Raw genomic sequence first — 12,784 nt, 5'->3', positions numbered from 1 at the left:
TGATGCTCAGCTTAGGCTAACCTAATCTTCTGCTGACAGGGGACACGCGGAACGTGACACTGCATTTCACGGCGGGGCGGTCTCGGGCGGCCTCGGGCGGCGCAGCGGCGTGCCGCCCCGGGCCCCGCGCCCGGTCCGGCACAGCGGTGCGGTCCGGCACAGCGGTGCGGTCCGGCACAGCGGTGCGGTCCGGCACCGCGCCGGAACTGCGGTGGCTCTGCGGGGCGCGTCAGCGCGGGACGATCAGTGGGCCGTCGGTGACGGGGTCCGGCACGACCATGGCGTCCAGGCCGAAGACGTCGTCCAGCAGCTCTGAGGAGACGACCTCCGCAGGGGAGCCCTGAGCCGCCACGGCGCCGTCGCCCAGCACCACCAGGTGGTCCGCGAAGCGGATGGCCAGGTTGAGGTCGTGCAGCACCATGACCACGGTCTTGCCGCGCTCGGTCTGCAGCCGGCGCACCAGCCCCAGCACCTCGATGCTGTAGGCCAGGTCCAGGTACGTGGTGGGCTCGTCCAGCAGCAGCGTGGGCGTGTCCTGAGCGAGCGCCATGGCGATCCACACGCGCTGGCGCTGCCCGCCGGACAGGGCCGCGATGGGCCGGGTGCCCAGGTGCGAGAGCCCCGTGGCCTGCAGCGCGCGGCGGACCTCCTGCTCGTCCTGGGCGGACCACCGGCTCATCCACGACTGGTAGGGGTGGCGGCCGCGCGCCACGAGTCCCGCAACGGTCAGCCCTTCCGGGGCCACCGGCGCCTGCGGCAGCATGGTCAGGCGCCGGGCGCGGTCGGTCCTGCGGATGCCGCCGAGGTTCTTGCCCTCGAGCTCCACCGTGCCCTCGTAGGGCAGCAGGCCGCACAGGGACTTCAGCAGGGTGGACTTGCCGCAGCCGTTGGGGCCGATCAGAGCCGTCACCGCACCGGACGGGACGTCCAGGTCCAGGTCGGAGAGCACGGGTTCCTGGCCGTAGCCCACGGTCAGCGAGCGGGCGGTGAGACGGGCGGGGCTCATGCGCTGGCCTTTCGGTTGGTCTGCACGACCAGGTAGATCAGAACGGGAGCGCCGCAGAACGCGGTGACGATGCCCACGGGCAGCTCCCAGGGCAGGATGGTGCGGGCGAGCAGGTCCGCCGCGGAGACGAGCAGGGCACCACTGAGCGCGGAGCACAGCAGCGGCGGGGTCGCGGAGCCGGCCAGGCGCTGGGCGATCTGCGGTGCCACGAAGGCCACGAACGGCACGGGCCCGGCGGCGGAGACCGCCACGGCCACGAGCACCACGCCCGTGAGCAGCTGCACGGCCTGTGCGGCGCGGATCCCGTGGCCCAGGACCTGGGCGACCTCCGGGCCGAGCGCCAGGGCGTCCAGGCGGAAGGAGAGCCACCCGGCGAACGCGACCGCCACGAGCAGGCACGCCATCACGGGCCACGCCTGCTCCCAGCCGCGGCCGTTGAGGGAGCCGGTGAGCCACAGCTTGGCGGTGGCCGCCTGGTCCACGCTCGTGGTGGCCATCAACCACGTGGAGATCGCGCCCAGGAACATGGAGACGCCCACACCGATCAGCACCAGGCGGATCATGGAGTCGCGGTCCTTGCCCGCGATGAACCACACCGCCACGGCGGTGAGGGTCGAGCCGATCACGGAGACCAGGGGGACGCCCAGGGTGTCCTGGCCGAAGCCGGCGACCGCGGCCACGATCCCGGTCCCGCCGGAGGCGGTGATCACGAAGACGGCGGCGGTCGAGGCGCCGTTGGTGATGCCGAGGACGTCCGGGCTCGCGAGCGGGTTGCGGGCCACGGACTGTGTCAGGGCGCCGGCGAAGGCCAGAGCCCCGCCCACGAGCAGGCCGATCACGGCCCGGCTCATGCGCCATGTGAAGACCACTGTCTCCTCGATGCGGCTGCCGCCGCCGAAGAGCGTGCGCAGCACGTCCGGGACGCTCAGCTGGTAGTCACCCATGCCGATGCCCAGCGTGAACGCCAGTCCGCACAGCAGCACGAGCGAGAGCGCCACGAAGAACCGGCGCAGGCTGAACACCACGGAGAAGGGGCCGAGGCGGAGGGCGGACAGACCGAGGTCCGTGGCGGTCGTGTGCACCCGGGTGCGGGGTGCGGTCTCTGTGCGCGTCACAGGGAGGTCACCTTCCCCCGCCGGATGAGCAGCACGAAGAACGGCACGCCCACGAGCGCCATCACGATGCCCATCTGCAGCTCGCCCGGGCGGCCGATGATCCGGCCGAGGACGTCCGCGCCGAGGGCCAGTGCGGCACCGAGCAGCGCGGAGAAGGGGATCAGCAGGCGGTAGTCGGGGCCCAGCAGGCCGCGCACCATGTGCGGGGCGGCGAGGCCGATGAAGGCGACGGGTCCGGCTGCGGCCGTGGCGGCGCCGCCCAGAAGGGCCACGGCCAGCAGGCCCAGCACGCGCTGACGGGTCACGCCCAGGCCGAGCGACTCGGCCACGGACTCACCGAGGGCCAGCAGGTTCAGCCCCGGGCCCTGGGCCAGGGCCAGCACGGTCCCCACCAGGACGAACGGGGCGGTGGCGGCGGCGACCTCTAGGTTCACGCCGGAGACCGAGCCGGTGGCCCACTGACGCATGCGGTCCAGGGTGTTCTGGTCGGAGAGCACGAGCGCGTTGACCACGGCCATGAGGATCGCGGACAGCGCCGCACCCGCCAGGATGATGCTCAGGGGGTTGGCCGCGGTGGAGCCGGTCGAGGACAGGGTGAACACGGCGGCGGTCACGAGCGCGCAGCCGATCAGCGCGGGCCACACGTAGCCCAGGGGGGTGCTGGCCCAGCCCCACACGATGGCGAGCACCACTGCGGCGGCGGCACCGGCGTTGATGCCCAGGATGCCGGGGTCGGTCAGCGGGTTGCGGGTGTGGCCCTGGATCACGGTCCCGGCCATGCCGAGCGCGGCCCCCACGAGCAGCGCCACCAGGGTGCGCGGCAGGCGCAGCAGCCCCATCACGGTCACGAGGTCGTCGCCGCTCTGTGCAGGGGTCAGCCGGTCGTGCGCGAAGGCGTACACGAAGGCGCCCGGGATCCGCTGCCACCCCTCGGCCAGGGTGTTCAGGCGCCCGCCCACGAGCAGGCTCAGCAGAGAGAGGCCCGCGATCACGGCCAGGAGCAGGAGCGGCAGCCAGACGACGACGCCGCGGCGCCGGCGGGCGGGCAGCGGCGCCTCGTGCGCGGAGGAGGAACCCTCGGCGGAGACGTCCCGGGGCGGGCTCGTGGCCGGTGGGACCGGTGCTGGGGCAGCGGGGACGTCGGCCGTGGCCGATGGGCGCGAAGTCACCCAGCAAGGATAGGCACACCTTACTGTCCGGCAAAAGCGCGGGGGCATGCATCGGGGTGCGGGCCGTGCGGCGTCGCGAGCACCGGTACGTGGTCGTCGACTGACGCGGTGGGTTGGTGGCTCGGTGGCTCAGAGCTCGACCTCGATGCCGCCGTCCACCACCCGGCACGCGTGGGTCGCGAGGTCCTTGGCGGGGTCCTGCGGGGCGGTGCGGCCGGCCGCCACGGCCAGGCGCGAGCCCTCGAAGGTGCCCTCGAGATCGAAGAGCCAGAAGTGGTTGGGGCACTCGAGGGTGTCCTGACCCGTCACGGCCTCGCGGCAGATCGTCGCACCCTGGTGCGGGCACTCGTTCTCCAGCGCGCGCAGCGTGCCGTGCTCGTCCCGCGTGAGGATCAGCGCGTGGCCGGCCACGCGCACCGGGACCGCCGCGGGCGGGTCCGCGAGCACGCGGGCCAGGGCGGCGTCGTCGGGAACCCGGTGCCAGCTCACGCGCCGAGCTTCAGCAGCCTGTCCGTGGCGGCGAGCAGCCGGGGCCGCAGCTCACCCGCGCGTGCCGCGAAGCCGCGCTGCCGGCGCACGTACTCGGCCTTGCCCTCCGGGGTCTCGATCCGCACGGGCTCGTAGCCGTGGTCCGCGAGGTCGTAGGGGGAGGCCTCCATGTCCGTGATCCGCACGTCCCACGCGAGCTCGAAGCAGTCAGCGAGCAGGTCCGAGTCCACCGCGGGCAGCAGCTTGTACGCCCACTTGTAGAGGTCCATGGTCGCGTGCAGGCACCCCGGCTGCTCCATGCGCCGCTGGGTCTCGCGGGTGGGCCGCAGCTGGTTGCGGTCCACGGCCTGGGGCTGGAAGAAGCGGAACGCGTCGTAGTGCGAGCAGTGGATCCGGTGGCTCTCCACCACCTCGTCCGTGCCCTGCGCCCCCAGCCGCAGACCGGCGCTCTCGTGCCGCACGCCGTTCTCTTCGGCGCGGTAGGCCATGGCCCACTCGTGCAGCCCGAAGCAGTCGAAGGTCGCCGGGTTCGCGGTCGTGTTGGCGAGCAGCTCGCGCGTGAACCGCACCGCCGTCCCGCGCTTCGCCAGGAACGCCCGCGCCGCGACGACGACGCCGTCCGCTCCCGCAGGTGCCCCCGCCGCCGCCAGCTCCGCCTGGGTGGCGGGGCGGTAGAACTTCCACTCCGCACGCTCGGGTGCGTCCAGGAGGATCACGCCGGGGCCCGGGTGCCAGCGCGTGAACTGGCCGGGGGAGAGCGTGTAGTAGGTGAAGAGGAAGTCCTCCACCGGGTGCGTCTCCCCGCGGAAGCGGCGCTCCAGGAAGGGTTGCGTGTAGGGGGCCACCCGCTGGGCGTGGGCCTGCGCGCGGCGGGTCCATTCCTCACGTGGCATATGAGTGAGGTGCTCCGTGGGCGTGCTGGGCGTCGTGTCAGTCATGCGGGTGGTCCTGACCGAGGTCCTGGGCGTTGCCGATCAACCGGTGCATCTGCTCGTTGAGGGCGTGCACCTGGCTCTCGGTGATGCGCAGACGTTCCATCATGCGCAGGGGGACCTCCCGGGCGCGCTCCCGCAGGGCCAGACCCCCCCGCGTGAGGGAGACCGCCAGCGCGCGCTCGTTCTGCGGGTCGCGGCCCCGCGTGACGTAGCCGCGCGCCTCGAGCCGCTTGAGCAGCGGGGAGAGCGTGGCGGGATCCTGGCGCAGCTGCTCCCCGAGGTCCTTGACCGTGCGCGGGGCCGATCCCCACAGCGCGAGCATCACCAGGTACTGCGGGTGCGTGAGGCCCAGGGGTTCGAGCACGGGCCGGTAGCTCTGCACCACCATCCGCGAGGCCACGGACAGCGAGAAGCACAGCTGGTTGGCCAGGGCGAGCGGATCCGTGGCCATGTCCTCCGCCGCGCCGGGAGCGGCGTCAGCGGAATCGGATGCGTCGGCGGGCATGGAGAGAACCCCGAGTCAGCGTCCGGTGCCGCCATAGACGGTCGCGGTCTCGTCCGAGTCCAGACCGAACGCCGTGTGGACGGCGCGCACGGCGTCGTCGAGCTTCTCCACGGCGGTGACGATGGAGATGCGCACCTCGGACGTGGAGATCATGTCCACGTTGACGTTCGCGTCCGCGAGCGCCTGGAAGAACGTGAATGCCACGCCCGTGTTGGTCTTCATTCCCGCGCCCACCAGGGACAGCTTGCCCACCTGGTCGTTGTAGTCCAGGCGGGTGTAGCCGATCTTCTCCTCCGCGGCGCGCAGCAGGTTCATGGCCAGGGCGCCCTGGGACTCGTCCAGCGTGAAGGAGACATCCGTCAGGGGGTGCTCACCCGTGGAGACGTTCTGCACGATCATGTCCACGTACACCTCCGAGTCCGCGAGCAGACGGAAGATCCGGGAGGCGATGCCGGGGTGGTCCGGGGCACCCACGATCGTGATCTTGGCCTGGCTGCGATCATGGGCGAGACCGGCGATCAGCGGCTGTTCCAAGGGGATCTCCTTCTGCGGCGTGAGGTTCTCGTGGGGGCTGGGGATGACCCAGGTGCCCTCGTTGTGGGTGAACGACGAACGGACGTGCAGCGGCACCTCGAAGCGGCGGGCGTACTCGACGCAGCGCAGGTGCAGGATCTTCGCCCCGTTGGCGGCCAGCTCCAGCATCTCCTCGGAGGAGACCCGGTCCAGCTTCTGGGCGGAGGGAACGATCCGCGGGTCTGCGGTGTAGACACCGTCCACGTCCGAGTAGATCTCGCACACGTCCGCGTCCAGGGCGGCGGCCAGCGCCACGGCGGTGGTGTCCGAACCCCCCCGTCCCAGGGTGGTGATGTCGCTCGTGGAGCGGTGCACGCCCTGGAAACCGGCGATGATCGCCACGTTGTCGTTGTCCAGCGCCTCGCGCACCCGCCGGGGGCTGACCTCCACGAGTTTCGCGGCTCCGTGGGAGCCGTCCGTGATCATCCCGGCCTGGGAGCCGGTGAACGACTGTGCTGGGACGCCGAGGTCCGAGATGGCCATGGCGAGCAGGGCCATGGAGATCCGTTCACCCGAGGTCAGCAGCATGTCCAGCTCCCGGGCCGGGGGCTTGCGGGCGACCTCACCGGCAAGGTCCAGGAGGTCGTCCGTGGTGTCCCCCATGGCGGAGACCACGACGACCACGCTGTGACCGGCGTTCCTGGTCTCGGCGACCCGCCGGGCGACCCGGCGGACCCCGTCGGCGTCGGCGACGGACGAGCCGCCGTACTTCTGGACAATGAGGCTCATGCATTCCTCTCGCGGGCGGACACCAGCCCGGCGGGCGGGCGGTGACGGGAATCTGTGCCCATGCTATCGGCTCAGCACCCGTGGCACCGATCCCGGGCCGAGCAGGGTGGGACAGGGCTGCGCCGCGTGACCGGGGCCGACGCGCAGGCGCGCCGCCGTGTGTCAGCGGGCCTCGGAGACCACCGTGCGGCCCTCGAAGGCGCGGCCGAGCGTGACCTCGTCCGCGTACTCGAGGTCACCGCCCACGGGCAGCCCGGAGGCGAGGCGGGTGACCCGGATGCCGAGGGTCTTCAGCATGCGAGAGAGATAGGTGGCCGTGGCCTCGCCCTCCAGGTTGGGGTCCGTGGCGAGGACGATCTCCTGCACGGTCTCGTCCGAGAGGCGGGTCATCAGCTCGCGGATGCGCAGCTGGTCGGGGCCCACGCCCTGCAGTGGCGAGATGGCGCCCCCGAGCACGTGGTAGAGGCCCCGGTAGCTGCGGGTGCGCTCGATGGCCATGACGTCCTTGGACTCCTCCACCACGCAGAGCACGCTGCGGTCCCGGCGGGCATCCCGGCAGATCGAGCACTCCTCCTGCTCGGTGACGTTGCCGCAGACCACGCAGAAGGACACGGAGGTCTTCACCGTGGTGATGGCGTCCACGAGCTGCTGGACCTCGTCCTTGTCCGCGTCCAGGAGGTGGAACGCGATGCGCTGGGCGGACTTGGGGCCCACGCCGGGCAGCCTGCCCAGCTCGTCGATCAGGTCTTGGACCGGTCCTTCGTACACCGTGCTCCTTCGTCAATGGTCTGCGGCGGCACCAGGGTTTCCGCCGAGCGGGCGCCGGGTCCACGGTGTGGCCGTGCCGCCGGGGCACCGTGTCACTGGTGCGCGTCGTGGGCGCGTTCGTCGATCAGCATGCCGCCCAGGATCCGTTCGATCGCGGCCCGGCCGTACAAGGACGAGTCCTCGAGGGACTCGTCGTCCGCGCCGGGCACGAAGTTCTCGTCCTCCGCAGCGTTCCCCCGGCCCGAGTTGTTCCCGGGGGCCTCAGAGGACTGGCCGTTCGCGGCGCTGGCAGCCGCAATGGCTGCGGCGTGCCGCTCGCGCCATCCGGGGCGACTCCCGCCGGTGCCGGGGCGCACGTCCGGAGATGTGCCCGGTGCACCGCCGGGCGTCTCGGTGGTCTGAGTACTTGGCGACGCGGAGGAAGCGGTCGTTACACCGGATCGGCCCTGACCGCCTCGGGAACGGTCGTCGGTTTGCTGCGGGGCGGGTGCCTCGCGGCGGAAGGTCGGGCGCTGCCGCGTCAGTGGCGCGTCGTACATGTCTGCCGGTGGCTCGTCCTCCTCCGGCGGTGGCGGTGGCTCGTCGGGGCTCCAGTACTCGGGACCGCGGTCCGGGGCGGCCGGGGCGGACTGGAGGGCCGACCCACCGGGACCCCGCCCTCCACGCGACGACGACGCCGCGTCGCCAGACGGTGCGTCGTCGTTCGGTGCCGTGCCGGACCGGGCGGGCCCATCCTGACCACGGGCCGGGCCGTCTGCTGCAGGTCTCGCGCTGGGCGGTTGCTCCGAGGGTCCGCTCCGCGCGGCCGATGCAGAGGGCGCCGAAGGTGCATTCGTGGCTGCCCGAGTCGTCGAATCCGTTCCCGAGGAGGATCGGGCATCTGCCGAGACAGTGTCCACGGACTCCGTGGAATCCACGGAACGCCCGAGGTCTTCGGGGCGGCCGACCTCGACAGGGACGGTGGCGTTCTCCGGGGACCTGCCGTCCACGGTCTCCCCCGGTGCCACGGGCCCCGTGGAACCGTCGGCACCGGAGGGAGTCCCGGCGCCGATCCCTTCCGGGATCCCCGAGGGGACTCGCCCGGGCTCTCCTGATTCCGCGCGCTGCTCCGGGTCAGCAACCCCGGACTCCTCCTGCTCGTGGGCGGGGGAAGACCTGGGCTCGTCTGCGGGGGAGCCGGGCTGCGGGATGGAGGCCACGGACCACGAGGTGACAGGCTCGTCGTCTGCCGGAGGCTCATCGGCCGGGGTAGTCCGGGTGGTCTGGGGCGCTGAGGACTCCTGAGGCCCGCCGTGACGACGGTTCACCCCGAAGCCTTCGGGCTCCCGGAAGTAGTCCGGTTGCCCGGCGGGATCCTGCTGGCGGGAAGCTTCGCCACGATTCCCCGGGCCGCGCCCCTGCCGCGGGGGACCACCGGAGGGCCGGCCCGGGCCGCGGCCGCCGTTGCCGGGGGTCGGCCCGCCCTGTCCACCGCCACCGGAGCGGCCCTGCGTGTCTCCCGGGCGCACGGCCTCGACCCCGCAGGCCAGTCCCACCACGGTCTGGATGGCGTTGCGCACGTCCGCCTCGAAGCGGGGGAAGTTGAGGATGTCGCCGTCGCCCTCGAACGCGATCCGCAGGGTGTCGTTCTCGTAGGAGATGGGGGTGCCGCGCACCGTGATGGCCCACGCCACGCGCCGGATCTCCGCGAGGGCGGAGACGATCTCCGGCCACGAGGAGCGCAGCAGCTCGAGCTCCCCGCTCGTGACGTCGCTCGGGGCGCTCTGCTCGTGCGGCACCTCGGGTGTCTGGTGGGGAGCCGCCTGCCCGGCAGGGGACGCGGGGACCGCATCCTCCGCGCCGTCGACGACGCCGTCCGCCGGCGGGTGCTCGGCCTGCGGGCCGCGCTCGCCCTCGGGCACGGGGTCCCCCGCGGCGGGGTGGGCGCTGCCCTCCGGCTCCTCGGACTCGTCCTGCGGATCCGTGGGTTCCTGGGCGTCGGGCGTCTCCTCCGCGGGCCGTCCCGCGGGGGTTCCCTGGGGGCCGGGGCGATCCTGGGCGGAGCCGTTGCGTGCCGAACCGTCCAGCGCCGAACCGTCCGGGGCCACGGGCAACGAGGCCCCCGTGTTCTCGTCCGCGGCGGCGTCGGCAGTGATGGCCTCCTCGGCGGCGGGCGCACGACGCGGCTCGTCGGCAACGGGCTCGGGACGTGAGGTCTCGGCGGCTGCCGGGCGGGAGGTCTCGGACGGGGAGGTCGGGCGGAGGACGGGGGAGCCCACCCCGGTGGGCTCGACGTCGGCAGCGGGCGCGGACGGCGTGGCCTCACCGGATCCGGAACGGATGCCGGCCCCGCGCGGAATGCTCAGGCGCCGCTCCAGGCGGTCCACGCGCGAGGTGATGCCCCGCGTGGTGTGGTCCGCGGAGGGCAGCAGGATCCGCGCGCACAGCAGCTCCAGGTGCAGCTGCGGGGAGGTGGCCCCGGTCATCTCGTTGAGGGCCTCGTTGATGATGTCCGCGGACCGGGAGAGTTCCGCGGCACCGAGCTGGGTGCTCTGGTTGCGCAGCCGGTTGATCTGGTCCGTGGGCATGCCGTGCAGGATGTTGTCCGCGGCGTCCGGGACCGCGTTGACCACCACGAGGTCGCGGAAGCGCTCCAGCAGGTCCTCCACGAACCGGCGCGGATCCTGGCCGGTCTGGATCACTCGGTCCACGGAGGCGAAGACGGTGGCGGCGTCCCCGGCGGCGAACGCGTCCACGACGTCGTCGAGCAGCGCCGCGTGCGTGTAGCCGAGCAGGGCGACCGCGAGGTCGTAGCTGATGCCGTTCTCGTCCGAGCCCGCCATGAGCTGGTCCAGCACGGAGAGCGAATCGCGCACCGAACCACCGCCGGCGCGCACCACGAGGGAGAGCACACCGGGAGCTGTGGCCACACCCTCCTCACGGCACAGCTGCTCCAGGTACTTCATGAGCGGCTCCGGGGGCACGAGCCGGAACGGGTAGTGGTGCGTGCGGGAGCGGATGGTGGTGAGCACCTTGGACGGCTCGGTGGTCGCGAAGATGAACTTCACGTGCTCCGGCGGCTCCTCCACGATCTTCAGCAGAGCGTTGAAGCCCTCCCGGGTGACCATGTGGGCCTCGTCGATGATGAAGATCTTGTAGCGGTCCCGCACCGGGGCGAAGGTGGCGCGTTCCCGCAGGTCACGCGCGTGGTCCACGCCGCCGTGGGAGGCGGCGTCCATCTCGATGACGTCCAGCGAGCCGGCACCGTCCCGGGCGAGGTCCCGGCAGGACTCGCAGCGGCCGCACGGTGTGGCGGTGGGGCCCTCCGCGCAGTTCAGGCAGCGCGCGAGGATGCGGGCGGACGTGGTCTTGCCGCAGCCGCGGGGGCCGGAGAAGAGGTAGGCGTGGTTCACCCTGTTCTTGCGCAGCGCGGTCATCAGGGGTTCGGTCACGTGTTCCTGACCGATGACGTCCTGGAAGGTCTCCGGGCGGTAGCGGCGGTACAGGGCGGTAGTCACACAGGAAACCTTAGCGGGGGTCTCGGACACACACAGCGCTCTCGCACGGGTGGGGAGCCCGGAAGGTGAAGACCCCCCGTGCACCCGCCAGAGCCCATATACCCTTGCTGCCTTCCGGCCCTGGGGGAGTTTTACGAGATGGCGCCACACGAGGGGCTGACAGACACTTTAGCCCAACAGTGGCCGGAGATCGAACCGCCCGACGAGTGAGCCGTGGGCGCACGCGCTGGAGCCGCCACCGCTCCGATTCGCGCGCCGGGCGCGTGTTCCGCTATGCTGATTGCCGCACGTTGTCCATGTCAGTGGATTATGTGCGGCCTGGAGGATTCGCCTAGCGGCCTATGGCGCACGCCTGGAACGCGTGTTGGGTTAACGCCCTCGGGGGTTCAAATCCCCCATCCTCCGCGTTCAGGGACAACCCCCGAATCGTTCTTACACGGTTCGGGGGTTTTCTCGTTTCCGGGGGGAGTGCCCCATCGGGCGCCTTGTGCTGTCCCCCGGTCGGGGGACACGGGTACGCTTCGGGCATGGTCGGCACCCCCTTCCCCCTCGCCCGCGCGGTGGTCATCAGCCTTCCCGGCAGCGCCCGGAGGTCGGGTTTCCTCTCCCAGCCGCTGGGTGAGATGTTCGAGGTCTCGGAGGCGTTCCACGGCGCCAGCCAGGACTGGACCCCGTACTTCGACGCCGAGCGTTTTGCCGAGTTGTACGAGCGAGAGCCCGTGCCGGCGGAGATCGGGTGTGCCATCAGCCATGCGCGGGTCATCCGTGAGTTCGCGGCAGAGGACGGTGCCGACTCGGACCTCCTCCTCGTCGCAGAGGACGACGCCCGGTTCACCGCCGACTTTCCGGCCGTGCTGCGCCTCCTCGTGAGGAGCGCTCTGCCGCACGACGTGGTGGTGCTCGCGGATGGAAGAAGTGGGAGCGAGAACCCCCTCGTGCGGCGCAAATTCAAGAGCCTCCTGCAGCTCTCCTTGCTGTCGCGGGTCGTCCTGGCGCACAGGCGGCTCTACAGGATAGGGCGGTTTGCTGGTGAGGGTGACTGCGCGGGGCTCTATCTGGTGACCCGTCGAGGGGCTCGAAAGTTCGAACGGTATGCGGCATCCCTCCCGGGGGGAAAGCTGAACCGTGTGGCGGACGCCTGGTCGGCGTTCTTCGAGGCCGGAGGCATGGACATTGCCCTGACACGCCCCAGCCTTGTCACATGGGAAGATCCGCGTCCCTGCGCCCCGGGCGGGTCGAGGCACGACGTCACCGGCGGCGTGGGGGCAGAACGTTCGCGACCGAGTTGCCGTGCACGTCGCGGTGCGCTCCAGGCTGCGGGGGGCAAGGCTTGCGGTGCGGGCCACGGTGGAGGACGTGCGGTACCGCCGCGCGGGTGCGTCTCACGGGTGAGCTCAGCACGAGGAGAGCGCCGCAGATCCCTCGCGGGTCTGCGGCACTCTCGTTCCCCGAGCTTCCGCGGGTCGCGGCGGCGCAGGGTGGTGCGCAGCGCGTGCTGCTACTTGTGCCGCGGCGTGAAGGACGTGCTGCACTTCCAGGTGGTGCCGCTGGCGGTGGCGACGACGTCCACCCACACGGTCCGCCCCGGCGTGGCCCCCGCAATGGGGTAGCGCACAGCGGCCGTGCCCCGCGTGGTCGCCGTGGTGCTCTTGGCGTTGGTGGTCGTCCTGTACTTGGCGCGCGTGGTGACCTTGGCGCCCCTGCCCACGGCGGACACGTTGACCACGGTGGTCGTGTACTGCCGCGGCTGCTTGACGGAGACGCTGGCCTTGCAGGCGCGCACGGGAGCGGCCTCGGCGGGAGCGGCTCCCGCGACGGTGAGTCCCGCGGCCACCACCAGTCCCGCGAGCGCGGCGGAGGTGGAGCGGCGAAGGGTGGAGACGGTGACCATGTGGGGTCCTTTGTTCCGGACGACCACGGTGCCCGCCCAGGGGGCGGGAGAACCGGCAGCCCGCCGGTCCGCGCCGTCGTCGTCACGTCCGATGGGGATGGCAGAAC

Annotated in this window: 11 protein-coding genes, 1 tRNA gene and 1 other RNA gene; 2 read left to right on the top strand and 11 right to left on the bottom strand. The window is 71.9% G+C overall.

What is annotated here, in order from left to right; translation table 11 throughout:
* Positions 1-229 precede the first annotated feature (229 nt).
* The 10 genes from KVA01_RS01745 to ffs form a co-directional block, all read right to left on the bottom strand.
* The gene (locus tag KVA01_RS01745) at positions 230-1,006 is read right to left on the bottom strand and encodes an ABC transporter ATP-binding protein (protein ID WP_068470385.1); all 777 of its coding nucleotides are present in this window, start codon (positions 1,004-1,006) and stop codon (positions 230-232) included.
* Positions 1,003-2,121: a FecCD family ABC transporter permease gene (locus tag KVA01_RS01740; RefSeq protein ID WP_218023592.1), complete on the bottom strand. Its 1,119-nt coding sequence runs from the start codon at positions 2,119-2,121 to the stop codon at positions 1,003-1,005. The genes KVA01_RS01745 and KVA01_RS01740 overlap by 4 nt, the downstream gene beginning before the upstream one ends.
* Positions 2,118-3,290, bottom strand: a complete 1,173-nt coding sequence (locus KVA01_RS01735; protein WP_197461470.1) for a FecCD family ABC transporter permease — start codon at positions 3,288-3,290, stop codon at positions 2,118-2,120. The genes KVA01_RS01740 and KVA01_RS01735 overlap by 4 nt, the downstream gene beginning before the upstream one ends.
* 129 nt (positions 3,291-3,419) lie before the next feature.
* Positions 3,420-3,779, bottom strand: coding sequence for a Rieske 2Fe-2S domain-containing protein (locus tag KVA01_RS01730; protein ID WP_068470383.1), 360 nt, complete (start codon positions 3,777-3,779; stop codon positions 3,420-3,422).
* On the bottom strand, positions 3,776-4,717 hold the full coding sequence (locus KVA01_RS01725) for a 3-methyladenine DNA glycosylase (protein WP_233438723.1): 942 nt from the start codon (positions 4,715-4,717) through the stop codon (positions 3,776-3,778). The genes KVA01_RS01730 and KVA01_RS01725 overlap by 4 nt, the downstream gene beginning before the upstream one ends.
* Complete coding sequence (locus KVA01_RS01720) at positions 4,710-5,219, bottom strand: MarR family winged helix-turn-helix transcriptional regulator (protein WP_141268646.1); 510 nt, start codon at positions 5,217-5,219, stop codon at positions 4,710-4,712. The genes KVA01_RS01725 and KVA01_RS01720 overlap by 8 nt, the downstream gene beginning before the upstream one ends.
* Before the next feature lie 15 nt (positions 5,220-5,234).
* Positions 5,235-6,521 carry an aspartate kinase gene (locus KVA01_RS01715; protein ID WP_068470380.1) on the bottom strand — a complete coding sequence of 429 codons (1,287 nt, stop codon included), beginning with the start codon at positions 6,519-6,521 and terminating at the stop codon, positions 5,235-5,237.
* A gap of 162 nt (positions 6,522-6,683) precedes the next feature.
* On the bottom strand, positions 6,684-7,289 hold the full coding sequence (gene recR / locus KVA01_RS01710; protein WP_068470378.1) for a recombination mediator RecR: 606 nt from the start codon (positions 7,287-7,289) through the stop codon (positions 6,684-6,686).
* Between the two features lie 92 nt (positions 7,290-7,381).
* Positions 7,382-10,786 carry a DNA polymerase III subunit gamma and tau gene (locus tag KVA01_RS01705; protein WP_141268644.1) on the bottom strand — a complete coding sequence of 1,135 codons (3,405 nt, stop codon included), beginning with the start codon at positions 10,784-10,786 and terminating at the stop codon, positions 7,382-7,384.
* Between the two features lie 64 nt (positions 10,787-10,850).
* Positions 10,851-10,947, bottom strand: an RNA gene (gene ffs / locus KVA01_RS01700) — signal recognition particle sRNA small type.
* Positions 10,948-11,106: 159 nt separating this feature from the next.
* Here ffs and KVA01_RS01695 point away from each other — a divergent pair.
* Together KVA01_RS01695 and KVA01_RS13190 are read left to right on the top strand one after the other, a co-directional pair.
* Positions 11,107-11,191: transfer RNA gene (locus tag KVA01_RS01695), tRNA-Ser, on the top strand.
* A gap of 122 nt (positions 11,192-11,313) precedes the next feature.
* Positions 11,314-12,396, top strand: a complete 1,083-nt coding sequence (locus tag KVA01_RS13190; RefSeq protein WP_141268642.1) for a glycosyltransferase family 25 protein — start codon at positions 11,314-11,316, stop codon at positions 12,394-12,396.
* Here the strand turns inward: KVA01_RS13190 and KVA01_RS01685 are convergent.
* Positions 12,285-12,677 (bottom strand): hypothetical protein, encoded by a 393-nt coding sequence (locus tag KVA01_RS01685; protein WP_068469073.1) that lies wholly within the window; start codon positions 12,675-12,677, stop codon positions 12,285-12,287. The two genes, KVA01_RS13190 and KVA01_RS01685, sit on opposite strands and share 112 nt — an antisense overlap.
* Positions 12,678-12,784 lie beyond the last annotated feature (107 nt).

This window comes from Kocuria varians (assembly GCF_006539885.1).
Classification (GTDB): domain Bacteria; phylum Actinomycetota; class Actinomycetes; order Actinomycetales; family Micrococcaceae; genus Kocuria; species Kocuria varians.
The sequence above is the reverse complement of the archived record's forward strand: the minus strand, read 5'-3'. Positions and strand labels throughout refer to the sequence as shown.

What these genes read in the sequence shown, in the direction of transcription:
- KVA01_RS01745 (WP_068470385.1), bottom strand. Translation starts at nt 1,006, where the DNA reads ATGAGCCCCGCCCGTCTCACCGCCCGCTCGCTGACCGTGGGCTACGGC.
- KVA01_RS01725 (WP_233438723.1), bottom strand. Translation starts at nt 4,717, where the DNA reads ATGACTGACACGACGCCCAGCACGCCCACGGAGCACCTCACTCATATG.
- KVA01_RS01720 (WP_141268646.1), bottom strand. Translation starts at nt 5,219, where the DNA reads ATGCCCGCCGACGCATCCGATTCCGCTGACGCCGCTCCCGGCGCGGCG.
- KVA01_RS01715 (WP_068470380.1), bottom strand. Translation starts at nt 6,521, where the DNA reads ATGAGCCTCATTGTCCAGAAGTACGGCGGCTCGTCCGTCGCCGACGCC.
- KVA01_RS13190 (WP_141268642.1), top strand. Translation starts at nt 11,314, where the DNA reads ATGGTCGGCACCCCCTTCCCCCTCGCCCGCGCGGTGGTCATCAGCCTT.
- KVA01_RS01685 (WP_068469073.1), bottom strand. Translation starts at nt 12,677, where the DNA reads ATGGTCACCGTCTCCACCCTTCGCCGCTCCACCTCCGCCGCGCTCGCG.